This window comes from Alistipes timonensis JC136 (assembly GCF_900107675.1).
Taxonomy (GTDB): domain Bacteria; phylum Bacteroidota; class Bacteroidia; order Bacteroidales; family Rikenellaceae; genus Alistipes; species Alistipes timonensis.
This window is the reverse complement of the sequence record NZ_FNRI01000011.1, coordinates 11,523-25,147: the sequence shown is the minus strand read 5'-3', so window position 1 is coordinate 25,147 and position 13,625 is coordinate 11,523. Positions and strand designations below refer to the sequence as shown.

10 protein-coding genes are annotated in these 13,625 nt (G+C 59.8%); 9 read left to right on the top strand and 1 reads right to left on the bottom strand.

Features of this window, described 5'->3' with window-relative positions:
* Positions 1-26: 26 nt before the first annotated feature.
* Positions 27-2,063, bottom strand: a complete 2,037-nt coding sequence (locus BLU78_RS12770) for an alpha-amylase family glycosyl hydrolase (protein ID WP_010261023.1) — start codon at positions 2,061-2,063, stop codon at positions 27-29.
* A 197-nt stretch (positions 2,064-2,260) separates the two neighbouring features.
* Here BLU78_RS12770 and BLU78_RS12765 point away from each other — a divergent pair, with 197 nt between their 5' ends.
* The 9 genes from BLU78_RS12765 (at position 2,261) to BLU78_RS12725 (ending at position 13,416) form a co-directional block, all read left to right on the top strand.
* Positions 2,261-3,808: a peptide MFS transporter gene (locus BLU78_RS12765; RefSeq protein ID WP_010261020.1), complete on the top strand. Its 1,548-nt coding sequence runs from the start codon at positions 2,261-2,263 to the stop codon at positions 3,806-3,808.
* Positions 3,809-3,933: 125 nt separating this feature from the next.
* A complete protein-coding gene (locus tag BLU78_RS12760) occupies positions 3,934-4,977 on the top strand; it encodes a sensor histidine kinase (RefSeq protein ID WP_010261017.1) in 1,044 nt (347 codons plus the stop codon).
* A gap of 145 nt (positions 4,978-5,122) precedes the next feature.
* Entirely contained in the window at positions 5,123-5,758 is a 636-nt protein-coding gene (locus tag BLU78_RS12755; protein ID WP_026020659.1) for a TetR/AcrR family transcriptional regulator, read from the top strand.
* Positions 5,759-5,840: 82 nt separating this feature from the next.
* The gene (locus BLU78_RS12750) at positions 5,841-7,157 is read left to right on the top strand and encodes a TolC family protein (RefSeq protein ID WP_026020658.1); all 1,317 of its coding nucleotides are present in this window, start codon (positions 5,841-5,843) and stop codon (positions 7,155-7,157) included.
* Between the two features lie 24 nt (positions 7,158-7,181).
* Positions 7,182-8,192, top strand: a complete 1,011-nt coding sequence (locus BLU78_RS12745; RefSeq protein ID WP_026020657.1) for an efflux RND transporter periplasmic adaptor subunit — start codon at positions 7,182-7,184, stop codon at positions 8,190-8,192.
* A 15-nt stretch (positions 8,193-8,207) separates the two neighbouring features.
* Positions 8,208-11,348, top strand: a complete 3,141-nt coding sequence (locus BLU78_RS12740; RefSeq protein WP_010261006.1) for an efflux RND transporter permease subunit — start codon at positions 8,208-8,210, stop codon at positions 11,346-11,348.
* Positions 11,349-11,363: 15 nt separating this feature from the next.
* Positions 11,364-11,657: a PG0541 family transporter-associated protein gene (locus BLU78_RS12735; protein ID WP_010261003.1), complete on the top strand. Its 294-nt coding sequence runs from the start codon at positions 11,364-11,366 to the stop codon at positions 11,655-11,657.
* A gap of 156 nt (positions 11,658-11,813) precedes the next feature.
* The gene (locus BLU78_RS12730) at positions 11,814-12,620 is read left to right on the top strand and encodes an MBL fold metallo-hydrolase (protein WP_010260998.1); all 807 of its coding nucleotides are present in this window, start codon (positions 11,814-11,816) and stop codon (positions 12,618-12,620) included.
* A complete protein-coding gene (locus BLU78_RS12725) occupies positions 12,601-13,416 on the top strand; it encodes an SDR family oxidoreductase (protein WP_026020656.1) in 816 nt (271 codons plus the stop codon). Before BLU78_RS12730 ends, BLU78_RS12725 begins: the two co-directional genes overlap by 20 nt.
* Positions 13,417-13,625 lie beyond the last annotated feature (209 nt).

The window sequence follows — 13,625 nt, the reverse complement described above, 5'->3', positions numbered from 1 at the left end:
AGTATGAATAAAATAAGTTTGGGTGACTACTTTTTCCGCAGATAGACCGTCGCCGTACGCGAGGTGTTGTAAATGCGGATACGGGCGCAGTCCTTCCCGTCGTCGCCCTTGGCGGGAAACGAGAAATGTTCGGTCTCCATCGACTGCCGCTCCTGCCCGCCGAACCGTCTCTCGTCGGTCGAGAGCACCGGGACATATTTGCCCGGGCCCTGCACCGGAAGTTCGTAGTCGGGGATCGAGGCCGTGGGGTGCCAGTTGAAGACGAACAGCAGGCGGCCGTGTGAAAAAACCATCGTTTTGTTGCGCTCGTCCATCAGCAGGTTCCACGCATAGCCGTCTTCGAGCACCTTGTATTTTTTCACCAGCCGGATCATCGCCCGGTCGAAATCCCCCAGCCACGCATAGCGCAGCAGGCCGTTTTTCGCCAGCGACCACTGCCGCCGGGCGTGGGCGTAGCTCCATCCGTTGCCCTGGCGCGGGAAGTCGATCCACTCGGGATGTCCGAACTCGTTGCCCATGAAGTTGAGGTAGGCCTGCCCGCCCGTGGAGATGGTCATCAGGCGGATCATCTTGTGCAGGGCCATGCCGCGGTCGATGACGAGATTTTCCGAAGCGCGGTCCATGTGGAAATACATCTCCTTGTCCATCAGCCGGAAAGCGATGGTTTTGTCGCCCACTAACGCCTGGTCGTGCGACTCGGCATAGGCCACGGTCTTCACTTCGGGCAGGCGGTCGGTCATGACGGACCACATCTCCCAGATGTTCCACTCCTCGTCGGGGACCTCTTTCAGCTGTTTGATCCAGAAGTCGGGAATGGCCATTCCGAGGCGGTAGTCGAAGCCGACGCCGCCGTCGGCGATCGGGATGCACATGCCCGGCATGCCGCTCACGTCCTCGGCGATGGTCACCGCCGACGGCAGGAAGTCATGCGTCAGCCGGTTGGCGAGGGTGAGGTAGAGGAGGGCCTCCTCGTTGACACCCGTGTCGAAGAAGCGGTCGCGCGAGTCGAACGTCACATAGCCGTGGTGGTGGTAGATCATCGAGGTCACGCCGTCGAAGCGGTAGCCGTCGAAATGGAACTCGTCGAGCCAGTATTTGACGTTCGACAGCAGGAAATGGCGCACCTCCTCCTTGCCGTAGTCGAAGAGTTTCGAATCCCAGTAGGGCTGGTAGCCCGCTTCGCCCGCCGGCGAATAGAGGTGATCGGTGCCGTCGAGCTCGTTGATTCCTTCGTTGAGGTTTTTCACGTAGTGGGCGTGGACGAGGTCCATGATGACGGCCAGTCCGAGTTCATGCGCCCGGCGGATCAGCTCTTTCAGCTCCTCGGGGGTTCCGCAGCGCGACGACGGGGCGAAGAAGCTCGACACGTGGTAGCCGAACGAGCCGTAGTAGGGGTGTTCGGCTACGGCCATCAGCTGCACGGCGTTATACCCGTCCCGTTTGATGATCGGGAGTATCTTGTCGGTGAATTCGCGGTAGGTGCCCACGCCCTCGCGCTCCTGCGCCATGCCCACATGGGCCTCGTAAATCAACAGGCTGCCGATCTTCGAGGCGTCGAAAGCGTCGCCCCGCCAGTCGAACGGCTCCGCGGGGTTCCAGAACTGGGCCGTGTAGTTTTTCGTCGCCTCGTCCTGCACCACGCGCGCGGCATAGGCCGGAATGCGGTCCAGCCAGCCGTTGTCGCCGTGGACGTGGAGTTTGTAAAGCGAGCCGTGGACCAGCCGGTCGCGGTACATCGCCGTGGGGAAAAAGGCGCTCCAGACCCCCGCGGAGTCCCGGTGCATGCGGATTTCGGTGCGCTGCCAGTTGTTGAAATCGCCGAAGACGTAGACGTCGTGCGCTCCCGGCAGCCATTCGCGCAGCCACCAGCCGTCGAGCGCCTCGTCGCGCTGCCAGCCGAAATAGCGGTAGCCGTTGGCGTAGTCGACGATCGACCCCGACGAACCGGCGATCCGCTCCATCTGCCGCTCGTACTGTGCATGACGGCGGTTGATATGTTCTTCGACGGGCTGCAGCCATGCGTCGCGCTCGACGATGGGCAGCTTCCGGGTCGTGTTTTCCATGGCTGAAATTTCTGGTTATTTACAAAGATAGCAAAAAATCGGACGGGACCAAAACCGAATCGCATGCGGCCCGGCAAAACTTTCCGACTGATAAAAGTGTCGTTACGACACCAAATATACCGATTTTTTTTTATCTTTGTCAGCAAACTGAAAAGAATCCCTATTACTAACACTTTACTAACACCCAAAAAAATCTTATGAAAGGACAACCCAAAGGATTGATCGCGGCGGCCCTTGCCAATATGGGCGAACGCTTCGGTTTTTATATCATGATGGCTATCCTTACCCTGTTCATCTCGTCCAAGTTCGGTCTGGACGAGGCGACCGCGGGGTATATTTATTCGGGCTTCTACGCTTCGATCTACCTGCTGGCGCTGGTCGGCGGTATCATTGCCGACAAGACCAAGAACTACAAGGCTACGATCATGTGGGGCCTGATCGTGATGAGCGTGGGTTACCTGCTCATCGCCATCCCGACGCCGACGCCCGTGCCGAATCTGGGGCTTTACCTGACGCTGACCTGTCTGGGACTGCTGGTGATCGCCTTCGGCAACGGCCTTTTCAAAGGCAATCTGCAGGCGTTGGTGGGCCAGATGTACGACAACAGCGAATTCAGCGCCAAGCGTGAATCGGGCTTCCAGATCTTCTACATGTTCATCAACATCGGCGGTTTCTTCGCCCCGTTCGTCGCTATCGGCGTGCGCAACTGGTGGCTGAAGGTCAACAATTTCGACTACAACGCCAAACTCCCCGCGCTGTGCCACGAATACCTGGCCAAAGGCGAAGACATGGTCGGCGAGGGACTTTCGAACCTCAGTTCCTACGCTTCGGCGGCGCACCTCGACGGTACGCCCGTGAGCGACCTCGGCGCTTTCTGCAATACCTACCTCGACGTCTTCAACCGCGGTTTCCACTACGCCTTTATCGCGGCGATCGTGATGATGCTCATTTCGCTGGTGATCTACATGGCCAACCGCAGGCAGTTCCCCGATCCTTCGAAAAAGTCCGCTTCGGGCGCCAAAGCCTCGGCCGAGGAGGTAAAGATGTCCGCGCAGGAGATCCGCCAGCGCATTTACGCCCTGTTCGCCGTCTTCGGCGTGGTGATCTTCTTCTGGGTGTCGTTCCACCAGAACGGCTATTCGCTGACCTATTTCGCCCGTGACTACGTGAACCTCGACGTCATCAACATCGACCTGGGCTTCACGACCATCAAAGGCGCGGAGATATTCCAGAGCGTCAACCCCTTCTTCGTCGTCTTCCTCACGCCGATCATCATGTGGTTCTTCGGCTGGCTGCGCAAGCGCAACATCGAGGTCTCGACCCCGATGAAGATCGCCATCGGCATGGGCATCGCGGCTGCGGCTTATGTTTTCCTGATGCTCTTCTCGCTGGCCCTGCCGACGAAGACCGAATTGGCCGGCATGCGTGCCGACGAGGTGCAATCGCTGCTGGTTACCCCGTGGGTGATGGTGGGCCTCTACTTCATCCTCACCGTGGCCGAGCTGTTCATCTCGCCGCTGGGCCTCGCATTCGTGTCGAAGGTGGCGCCTCCCCATATGCAGGGTTTGATGCAGGGCTTCTGGCTGGCCGCTACGGCCGTGGGCAACGCCCTGCTGTTCGTCGGCGGATGGCTCTACCTCCATACCCCGATGTGGGCTACGTGGGCCGTGTTCGTCGCTGCCTGCGGCCTGTCGATGCTCGTCATGCTCTCGATGGTACGCTGGCTCGAACGGGTCACCAAATAATCCGAACGTTTTTCCGTACGGCCGCCCCGGTTTTTCCGAGGCGGCCTTTTTTGTTCACTTGGAGCTCCGAAATTTGATTATCAGCGGGATTAGTGCTATATTTGTAAAATAAACAAATTTCCCCGATGCTCCGTCCCGTCTGCTTCCGCCTGTTCCTCCTCTTTGTCCCCGCCTTTTTCGTATGCGCCCCGGTGGCGTATGCCGGGCCGGAACACGTGAATTCCGCGGCGGACAGCCTCGGGACGACATCCGGCCGCGAGGAACGCGCGGATGAAGCGGTTCTGCGGCAGAGGCAGCTGCGCAATACCGACCTGATCATTACGCTGATGGGCGGTGTGCTGCTGCTGGGCGGACTGGGACTTGCGCGTCTGGTGCGTCTCAACCGTCGCCTGAAAGCCTCCGAGGAGGTGGTTAAGGCCCAGAACCGGGACCTTATGGCTGTGGGGGAGGAGCTCCGCACGGCCAAGGAGCGCGCCGAACAGGCGAGCCGGATGAAAAGCAATTTCATCCAGAGCATGTCGCACGAGGTGCGCACGCCGCTCAACTCGATCATGGGATTCTCGCAGGTGCTCGTTTCGAAATTCCGCAACGACCCGACGGTCGAGGAGTATGTCTCGATCATCGAGGCCAGCAGCCTCAGCCTGCTGCGAATGGTCGACGACGTGCTCGACATCGCCTATCTCGACCAGACCGATGCGCTGCCCCGTACGGACTACTGCTCGGTCAACAACCGCTGCCACGAGTGTGTGGCCAAGGCGCTGTCGCAGCTCAAAGCGGGCGTCACGATGATTTTCGAGCCGTCGGCCGAGGACCCCGTGCTGCATATCAATTCCAAGCGGGTGGTGCAGGTGCTCCAGCACTTACTGCACAACGCTGCGAAATTCACCGTCGAGGGCGAGATCATCCTGACCTATACGTGCCGAATCCCCGAGCGGACGATGCTCTTCACGATTTCCGACACCGGCCCGGGCATCCCCGCGGAGAAGCAGGAGGCGGTTTTCGAACGTTTCGTCAAACTCGACACCTTTGCCCAGGGGACGGGGCTCGGACTGCCCGTCTGCCGGCTGATCGCCGCCAAGCTGGGCGGAAGCCTGCGGGTCGATTCCTCTTACACCGAGGGCTGCCGGATGATCTTCGAAGTTCCCTTCGGACTGCCCGAAGAAATCTGATTTTTGGGTGTTTATTATCGCATGGAGCAGTCCTCGACTGCTCCTTTTTTGTCGGATTCGTTAAAAAACCACCGAAAACAGAAAACTTTTTTTGTTTCATAAGTTTCCTTGTCTATATTTGCATCCGTATCAATCGGATCGGATCATGGACCAGAAGGAACGAATTATAGAACAGGCTATGCAGATGTTCGTCACCCAGGGCATCAAATCGGTGCGTATGGACGACATCGCGCAACAACTGGGCGTTTCGAAAAGGACGCTTTATGAGTTGTTCGGCGACAAGGAGGGGCTGCTCTACCTTGCGATGGAACGTTTTTTCGAGAGCAAGCGTGTCGAACGGGCCGAAGCCTGCGTCGGTGCGCGCAACGTGCTCGAAGCGATGTTTATGGTGCTGGGATGCGTGGCGGACGAGTCGGAGGTGATACAGCGGTTGCTGGGCAACCTGCGCAAGTTCTATCCGGCCGTTCACTCCAAGTTGATGCGCGAAGGAGCTGCCCAAAGCCGTCTCGATTTGCAGCGGATGCTCGAAACGGGTATTGCCGAAGGGCTTTTCACCGAGGCTTTCAACCTCGATCTGGCCATCACGGTGCTTTACTACACTGCTTCGGCAATCACCATGCGCAAGGACCTCATCCTGCCCGATGGCATGACCGAGCGCGAGGCTTTCGTGCAGATCATCAGCAATTTCTTCCGCGGCATCTCCACGGCCAAGGGGCTGGAACTCATCGACGATTACCTGAAACGCTACGAACCGGGCAAACCCGAAAACAACCGGCGGTGAGGGGTGAAAGGAGCCGTCCGTAAAATATATGCCCGTGCAGATCGTCTGCATGAATGACAACGACAATATAATTTTCCGAATAATGATGAAACGACTTTTTTTGATTTTTGGCTTTTGGGCCGCCGGCACCGCGGGCGCTTCGGCGCAGATGCGGCTGACGCTTCCCGAGGCGCTCGATCTTGCCCTGAGCGAGAACCCGACCGTCAAGGTCGCCGAAATGGAGGTGCAGCGTTACGACTACGTGAAGCGCCAGACGTGGGGTAACCTGCTGCCGCAGCTCTCGGCGTCGGGCAGCTACACCCGCTCGATCGTGAAGTCGGAGATGCGCGGCGGCATCTCCTTCGGCGCCGACAACACCTTTGCCGTGCAGGGCGACCTGTCGCTGCCGCTCTTCGCGCCGTCGGTCTACCGCACGCTGAAGATGAACGAGGCGCAGATGGCCACGGCCGTCGAGGCGGCGCGCGCCTCGCGCATCGACCTGACCGCCGAGGTGAAGAAAGCCTTCTATAACATCCTGCTGGCCGAGCAGTCGCTCGCAGTGCTCCGCGAATCGGAGGCCACGGTACAGCGCACGGTGGACGATACGCAGGTGCAGTACGACAACGGCCTGATGTCGGAATACGACCTGCTGACGGCCCAGGTGCAGCTGAGCAACCTGAAGCCCACGATCCTCCAGACCGAAAATTCGATCAAACTGGCCAAGCTGATGCTGAAGATGTACCTTTCGATTCCCGAGGACGTGGAGATCGACGTGGTCGGCGAGCTGGACGCCCTGCGCGACGACGTGCTGGCGGGAACCGACGGCCTGACGACCGATGTTTCGGAGAACACCGACCTGCGTTCGCTCGAATTGCAGGAGGAGGTGCTGCGGCGTTCGCTCAAAGCAGCCAATGCGGGCCGCATGCCGACGCTCGCGGCCTTCGGGACGGTCTCCTACACGGGTAACGACATGGAGCCTTTCCTGGGCATGGGCGAAGGTACGGACAACTCCAAATATTTCTGGACCCATCCGATCTCGGTCGGACTGCAACTGTCGGTGCCGATCTTCTCGGGCCTGACGAAGATGAACAAGTCTCGGGAGCTGAAGAACCAGATTGCGCAGCTTTCGCTCCAGCGGGACTATGCCCGCCAGCAGATCGACGTGCAGGTGCGCTCGGCGCTGAACGACCTGCTGACGGCCCGCGAGACGATGTACGCCCAGGAACTCACGGTCGAGCAGGCCCGCAAGGCGTATAAGATTTCCGACACCCGTTACCGCGCGGGTGCGGGCACGATCCTCGAGCTGAACAGCGCCCAGTTGTCGCAGACGCAGGCGCAGCTCAACTTCTCGCAGTCGATCTACGACTACCTTTCGGCCAAGGCCGAGTACGACCGCATCGTGGGACGTGAAAACCAGTAAGTAATGAAAAACAAGATAAAACCTATGAAAAGAATCGTATTTTTAGGATTTGCAGTCGCTTTGCTGGCAGGCTGTACCGGCCGGAAAGCCGCTGTCGTCACGAAGGAGAAGAGCGTGCTCACCAAGACCGCCCGGGCCGAAACGGCCACGGTGCGGCTTACCGAGGAGTTCACCTCCGAGATCGAACCCTACAAGGAGAACGACATCACTCCGGCGGCTTCGGGCGTGCACATCGACAAGATTTATGTCGAAGTGGGCGATCCGGTGCGCGAGGGTCAGTTGATCGTGACGCTCGATCCCACGCAGTACACCCAGCAGTTGGTGCAGCTGAAGACCGTCGAGGACGACTACAACCGTCTGCTGCCCGTCTACGAGGCCGGCGGCATCTCGGCCCAGCAGATCGAGCAGGCCAAGGCCCAGCTGGACGTGCAGCGCGAGGTGGTGGCCAACCTGAAGAAGAATATCGAGGTGCGTTCGCCGATTTCGGGCGTCGTGACGGCCCGCAACTACGAGTCGGGCGACCTGTTCGCCCAGCAGCCGATCCTGCACATCATGCAGATCGACCCGCTGAAGGTCATCGCCAACATTTCGGAGCAGTATTTCGCCAGCGTGAAAGTGGGTATGCCGGTGAAACTGACCGTCGACATCTTTCCCGACGAGGAGTTTACGGGCACGGTGTCGCTGATCTATCCGGCGCTGGACCCCTCGACCCGCACCTTTAAGGTCGAGGTCAAAGTTCCCAACGCCAAGCGTACGCTGCGTCCGGGCATGTACGCCCGCACGACGTTCGACATGGGCAGCAAAGAGGGCGTGATGGTTCCCGACGTTGCCGTGCAGAAGCAGGTGGGTTCGGCCGAGCGTTACCTCTACGTCATCGTGGGCGACTCGGTTGCCGAGCGCCGTTCGATCAAAGTGGGCCGTCAGGTCGGCGACCGCGTGGACATCCTGTCGGGTGTCGAGCCGGGCGAACCGGTGGCCGTAACGGCGCTGTCGAAACTCTTCGACGGGGCAGCCGTGGAAATTAAAAAAGACTAAAACAGCCCCTTTCCAATGAAAATTTACGAAAGCGCGGTCCGCAAACCGATTTCGACGATCCTGTTGTTCGTCGGCGTGATGGTCATGGGACTCTTCTCGCTGATGAACCTGGCCGTGGACCAGTATCCCGAGATCGAGATACCCCAGATATCGGTCATCACGATGTACCCCGGCGCCAACGCCGCCGACATCGAGACCAACATTACCCGTGTGCTGGAGGACAACCTCAATACGGTGAGCAACCTCAAAAAGCTGACTTCCAAGTCGCAGGACAACGTCTCGATGATTACCGTCGAGTTCGAATACGGCTCCGATCTCAACGAGGGGGCCAATGAAATCCGCGACGTGGTGTCGCGTGTGCAGTCGATGCTGCCGGACGACATCGACTACCCGACGATCTTCAAATTCTCGACCTCGATGATCCCCGTGATGATGATTGCCGTCACGGCCGAGGAGAGCTATCCGGCGCTGAACAAGATCCTCGACGACAAGCTGGTCAACGTGCTGAACCGCGTCGACGGCGTGGGCGCCGTGTCGGTGGTGGGCGCTCCCGAGCGCGAGGTGCAGGTCAACGTCGACCCCGCCAAGCTCGAAGCCTACAACCTGACGGTCGAGCAGTTGGGACAGATCATCGCCTCGGAGAACGTCAACATCCCCAGCGGCACGATCGACATCGGCAACAACACCTTCAACATCAAAGCCGACGGCGAGTTCAAACTCTCGGACGAACTGCGCAAGGTCGTGGTGTCGAACGCCGGGGGCCGCACGGTGAAACTCTCCGATGTGGCCGAAATCCGCGACACGCTCGAGAAGTCCACGATGGACGAGCGCGTCAACGGCCAGCGCGGCGTGCGCGTGATGTTCCAGAAGCAGTCGGGCGCCAACACCGTGAACATCGTCCACGAAATCCAGTCGCGCCTGCCTGACATCCAGAAAACCCTCCCGAAAGACGTTAAGATGGAGCTGATCTTCGAGGGTTCGCAGGAGATTACCGACGCTATCGGGTCGCTTTCGGAGACCATTCTCTACGCCTTTATCTTCGTGGTGCTGGTGGTGATGATCTTCCTCGGCCGGTGGCGCGCGACGCTGATTATCTGTATGACCATCCCCGTGTCGCTGATCTGTTCGTTCATCTACCTCTTCGCCACGGGCTCCACGCTCAACATCATCTCGCTCTCGTCGCTCTCCATCGCCATCGGTATGGTCGTCGACGACGCCATCGTGGTGCTGGAGAACATCACGACGCATATCGAACGGGGCTCGAACCCCAAGGAGGCGGCCATCTACGCCACCAACGAGGTGTGGCTGTCGGTCATTGCCACGACGCTGGTGGTTGTCGCGGTGTTCCTGCCGCTGACGATGGTGCCGGGCATGGCGGGTATCCTGTTCCGCGAGCTGGGCTGGATCGTGACGATCGTGGTCTGCGTCTCGACCATGGCGGCCATCTCGCTGACCCCGATGATGTCGGCCTACCTCCTGAAGCTCGAGGGCGGCGTCCACGACTACAAGGGTCTCGGCGTGATCTACAAGCCCATCGACCGGGCCCTCGAATGGCTCGACGGCGCCTATGCCCGTTCGCTGAACTGGGTGGTGCGCCACCGCCGGATCACCTTCTTCTCGATGATGTCGGTCTTCGTGGTGTCGCTGGGGCTGCTGACGCGCGTCCCGACCGAGTTCTTCCCGCCTTCGGACAACAGCCGTATCTCGGCCATGATCGAGCTGGAGCAGAACATCGGCGTCGACTATACGGCGCGCATCGCCCGGCAGATCGACAGCATCATGTATGCGAAATATCCCGAGATCGTGCTCGTCTCGGCGTCGGCCGGCGCCAACTCATCGGACAACGCCTTCGCGGCGATGCAGACCACCGGGTCGCACATCATCAACTACAACATGCGCCTGACCGACGTGGAGGAGCGCGACCGCTCGATCTATGTCATTTCCGACCTGCTGCGCGAGGACCTCGACAACATTCCCGAGGTGCGCCAGTACACGGTGACCCCGGGCGGCATGTCGGGCAGCATGAGCGGTTCGGCGACGGTCAACGTCAAAGTCTTCGGCTATGACATGGACGTGACGAACGCCATTGCCAACGACCTCAAAGAGAAGATGAGCCACCTGAACGGCGTGCGTGACGTGAAACTTTCGCGCGACGACCTGCGTCCCGAGTACAACGTCGTCTTCGACCGCGACCGCCTGTCGTACTACGGCATCAGCAGCGCCACGGCGTCGCAGGCCGTGCGTAACCGCATCGACGGCCTCGTGGCCTCGAAATACCGCGAGGACGGCGACGAGTACGACATCATCGTGCGCTACGCCGAGCCGTTCCGCAACCGCATCGAGGATGTGGAGAACATCACGCTCTACAACGCGCAGGGCCGCCCCGTGAAACTCAAAGAGGTGGGCACCGTCGAGGAGGAGTACGCCGCGCCGATGATCGAGCGCGAGAACCGCCAGCGTGTCATTTCGGTCCAGTCGACCCTCGGAGCCGGCGTCGCGCTGGGCGACGTGGTGGCCGAAGTCAACCGGCTGATCGCCGACTATCCCACACCCGACGGCGTGGACCTCGAGGTCGGCGGTACGGTCGAGGACCAGGGCGACGCCTTCGGCGACCTGGGAACGCTGCTCATCCTGATCGTCATTCTGGTTTACATCGTGATGGCCACGCAGTTCGAGTCGCTGAAATTCCCGTTCATCATCATGTTCACCATTCCGTTCGCCTTCACCGGCGTGTTCCTCGCGCTGTGGATGACCTCCACGCCGCTGTCGCTCATCGCCCTGATCGGAGCCATCATGCTCGTGGGTATCGTGACGAAGAACGGTATCGTGATGGTGGATTACATGAACCTTTTGGTCGAGCGCGGCTCGGGCGTCTTCGACGCCGTGATCGCCGGCGGCAAGAGCCGTCTGCGTCCGGTGCTGATGACCTCGTTCACGACCATTCTGGGTATGCTTCCGCTGGCTATCGGCACGGGCGCCGGTTCGGAGACCTGGCAGCCGATGGGTATCGCCGTGATCGGCGGTCTGACGTTCTCGACGATCCTCACGCTGTTCATCGTTCCGGTGCTCTACTCGATCCTCGTGAACCGTTCGCAGCGCAAGGAGAAGGAGAAGCTGGCCCAGTTGTCGGCCCAACATCAGGCGAGCAAACATTAATACGGAAAAACGATTATGAAAGCAGTCTTTTTATCTTACAACCAGGCGTTGACCGACCGGGTGAACGCCATCCTCGACGAGCAGGGCATCCGCGGCTTCACCAAATGGGCGCTGACCGAGGGCCGCGGCTCTGTCGACGGCGAACCCCACTACGGTACGCACGCATGGCCTTCGATGAACGCTTCGATCCTGACCATCGTCGACGACGAGAAGGTCGCCCCGCTGATGGATGCCTTCCGCGAGTTGGATGCCGCGACCAAGATGCAGGGGTCGAGGGCCTTTGTCTGGAACATCGAGAGCGGTTTTTGATTCTCACGGGCATCTTTTTCGCCCTGCCTTGTCCGGCCCGAACGGGAAATACGTCGTGTATGTCCCGTCCGGGCCGGATTGCGTCAGGACAAAACCTGCTCCGCGATAATCGAAAAACCGGGTTCGCATTGAGGTATTTTTTGCTATCTTTGTCCTATGAAACTCACCTTTCTGGGAACCGGGACCTCGCAGGGCGTACCTGTCATCGGCTGCCGCTGCAAGGTCTGCACATCGGCGGACCGGCGCGACAGCCGCCTGCGCACGTCGGCCATGGTCGAGACGCAGGGCATAAGGCTGGTGATCGACGCCGGGCCCGATTTCCGTTGGCAGATGCTCCGCACGGGCGTGCGGCATATCGACGCTATCCTGCTGACCCACGAACACAAGGACCACATCGGCGGCCTGGACGACGTCAGGGCTTTCAATTTCGTCGATTACCCGCCGACCGTCCATAAGGTCCACATCTACGCCGCTCCGCGGACGCTGGAGTGCGTGCGCAAGGATTTCGACTATGCCTTCGCGCAGGACAAATACCGCGGCGTCCCGGAGATCGAACTGCACGAGGTCGATGTTGCGCATCCCTTTACGGTCAAAGGCGTGGAGATCGTTCCGGTTTCGGGACACCACTCCGAGCGCTTTCTGGTCACGGGTTACCGCATCGGGCCGCTGGCCTACCTGACCGACTTCAAAACCATCGGGGATGCCGAGGTCGGGAAACTCCGCGGCGTGGAGGTGCTGGTGGTCAACGCGCTGCGTTTTGCCGTGCATCCGTCGCATTTCAACCTCGGGGAGGCGCTGGCGCTGATCCGCCGCGTCGGACCGCGCGAAGCGTATATTACGCACATGTCCCACGAAATCGGCCTGCATGCCGTGACGGAGACGATGCTTCCGGCGGGTGTGCACATGGCTTACGACACATTGGAAATCGAAATAAAGGAAACAGATGAAAACATTGGCAAATAAGGTCATCGTCATCACGGGCGCTTCGTCGGGTATCGGCGAGGCGATGGCGAAGGAGTATGCCGCGCAGGGCGCGAAAGTGGTGCTCGGGGCGCGCAGCGTCCAGAAATTGCAGCTTTTGGCGGGCGACATCCGCTCGAAAGGCGGCCAGGCGGCCTACTGCGGGGTGGACGTGACCGATCCTGCCGAATGCAAGGAGCTGATCGACACCGCCGTCCGCGAGTTCGGGGGGATCGACGTGCTGATTTGCAACGCGGGTATCTCGATGCGCGCGATTTTCGACGACGTGGACCTCGGCGTGCTGCACAAACTGATGGATGTCAACTTCTGGGGCACGGTCAACTGCTGCAAGTATGCACTGCCGTACCTGCAGGCGTCGAAGGGTTCGGTCGTCGGCATCTCGTCCGTGGCGGGACTGCACGGACTGCCCGGCCGCACGGGCTATTCGGCCTCGAAATACGCCATGACGGGATTTCTCGAGACGCTCCGCATCGAGAACCTCAAAAAGGGGCTGCACGTGATGATCGCCTGTCCGGGATTCACCGCTTCGAACGTCCGTTTTTCGGCCCTTACGGCCGACGGGTCGCAGCAGGGCGAGACCCCGCGCGACGAGGCGAAGATGATGACCGCCGGAGAGGTGGCCCGCATCGTGGCGAAGGGCATTCTCCGCCGCAAGCGCCTCTGCCTGATGGAGAACGAAGGGCGCGCCACGCATTTCGTGAAGAAATTCGCCCCTGCGTTCCTCGACCGGATGTTCTACCTGGTGATGTCCAAGGAGCCCGATTCGCCGCTGAAATAGCCTGCGACAGCATACTGTACGGGAGTTCTGCAAACGGAACTCCCGTTTTTTGTGCTTTTTCGGCCCGGTTTCGGCGTTTGTTCCGACCTCGCCGGAAAGCCCTTCCAGAGCTGTTTTTGGACAAATTCCGCATCCGGTTGCACAAATTCAAAATTTATTTGAGCGGTTTTTAAAATCAATTCTTCAATTCTCAGGGTGCATGCAGGGGC

Bases quoted from the DNA above. Each gene is read 5' to 3' on its own strand.
- BLU78_RS12770 (WP_010261023.1), bottom strand. From the start codon at position 2,063: ATGGAAAACACGACCCGGAAGCTGCCCATCGTCGAGCGCGACGCATGG.
- BLU78_RS12765 (WP_010261020.1), top strand. From the start codon at position 2,261: ATGAAAGGACAACCCAAAGGATTGATCGCGGCGGCCCTTGCCAATATG.
- BLU78_RS12760 (WP_010261017.1), top strand. From the start codon at position 3,934: ATGCTCCGTCCCGTCTGCTTCCGCCTGTTCCTCCTCTTTGTCCCCGCC.
- BLU78_RS12755 (WP_026020659.1), top strand. From the start codon at position 5,123: ATGGACCAGAAGGAACGAATTATAGAACAGGCTATGCAGATGTTCGTC.
- BLU78_RS12750 (WP_026020658.1), top strand. From the start codon at position 5,841: ATGATGAAACGACTTTTTTTGATTTTTGGCTTTTGGGCCGCCGGCACC.
- BLU78_RS12745 (WP_026020657.1), top strand. From the start codon at position 7,182: ATGAAAAGAATCGTATTTTTAGGATTTGCAGTCGCTTTGCTGGCAGGC.
- BLU78_RS12740 (WP_010261006.1), top strand. From the start codon at position 8,208: ATGAAAATTTACGAAAGCGCGGTCCGCAAACCGATTTCGACGATCCTG.
- BLU78_RS12735 (WP_010261003.1), top strand. From the start codon at position 11,364: ATGAAAGCAGTCTTTTTATCTTACAACCAGGCGTTGACCGACCGGGTG.
- BLU78_RS12730 (WP_010260998.1), top strand. From the start codon at position 11,814: ATGAAACTCACCTTTCTGGGAACCGGGACCTCGCAGGGCGTACCTGTC.
- BLU78_RS12725 (WP_026020656.1), top strand. From the start codon at position 12,601: ATGAAAACATTGGCAAATAAGGTCATCGTCATCACGGGCGCTTCGTCG.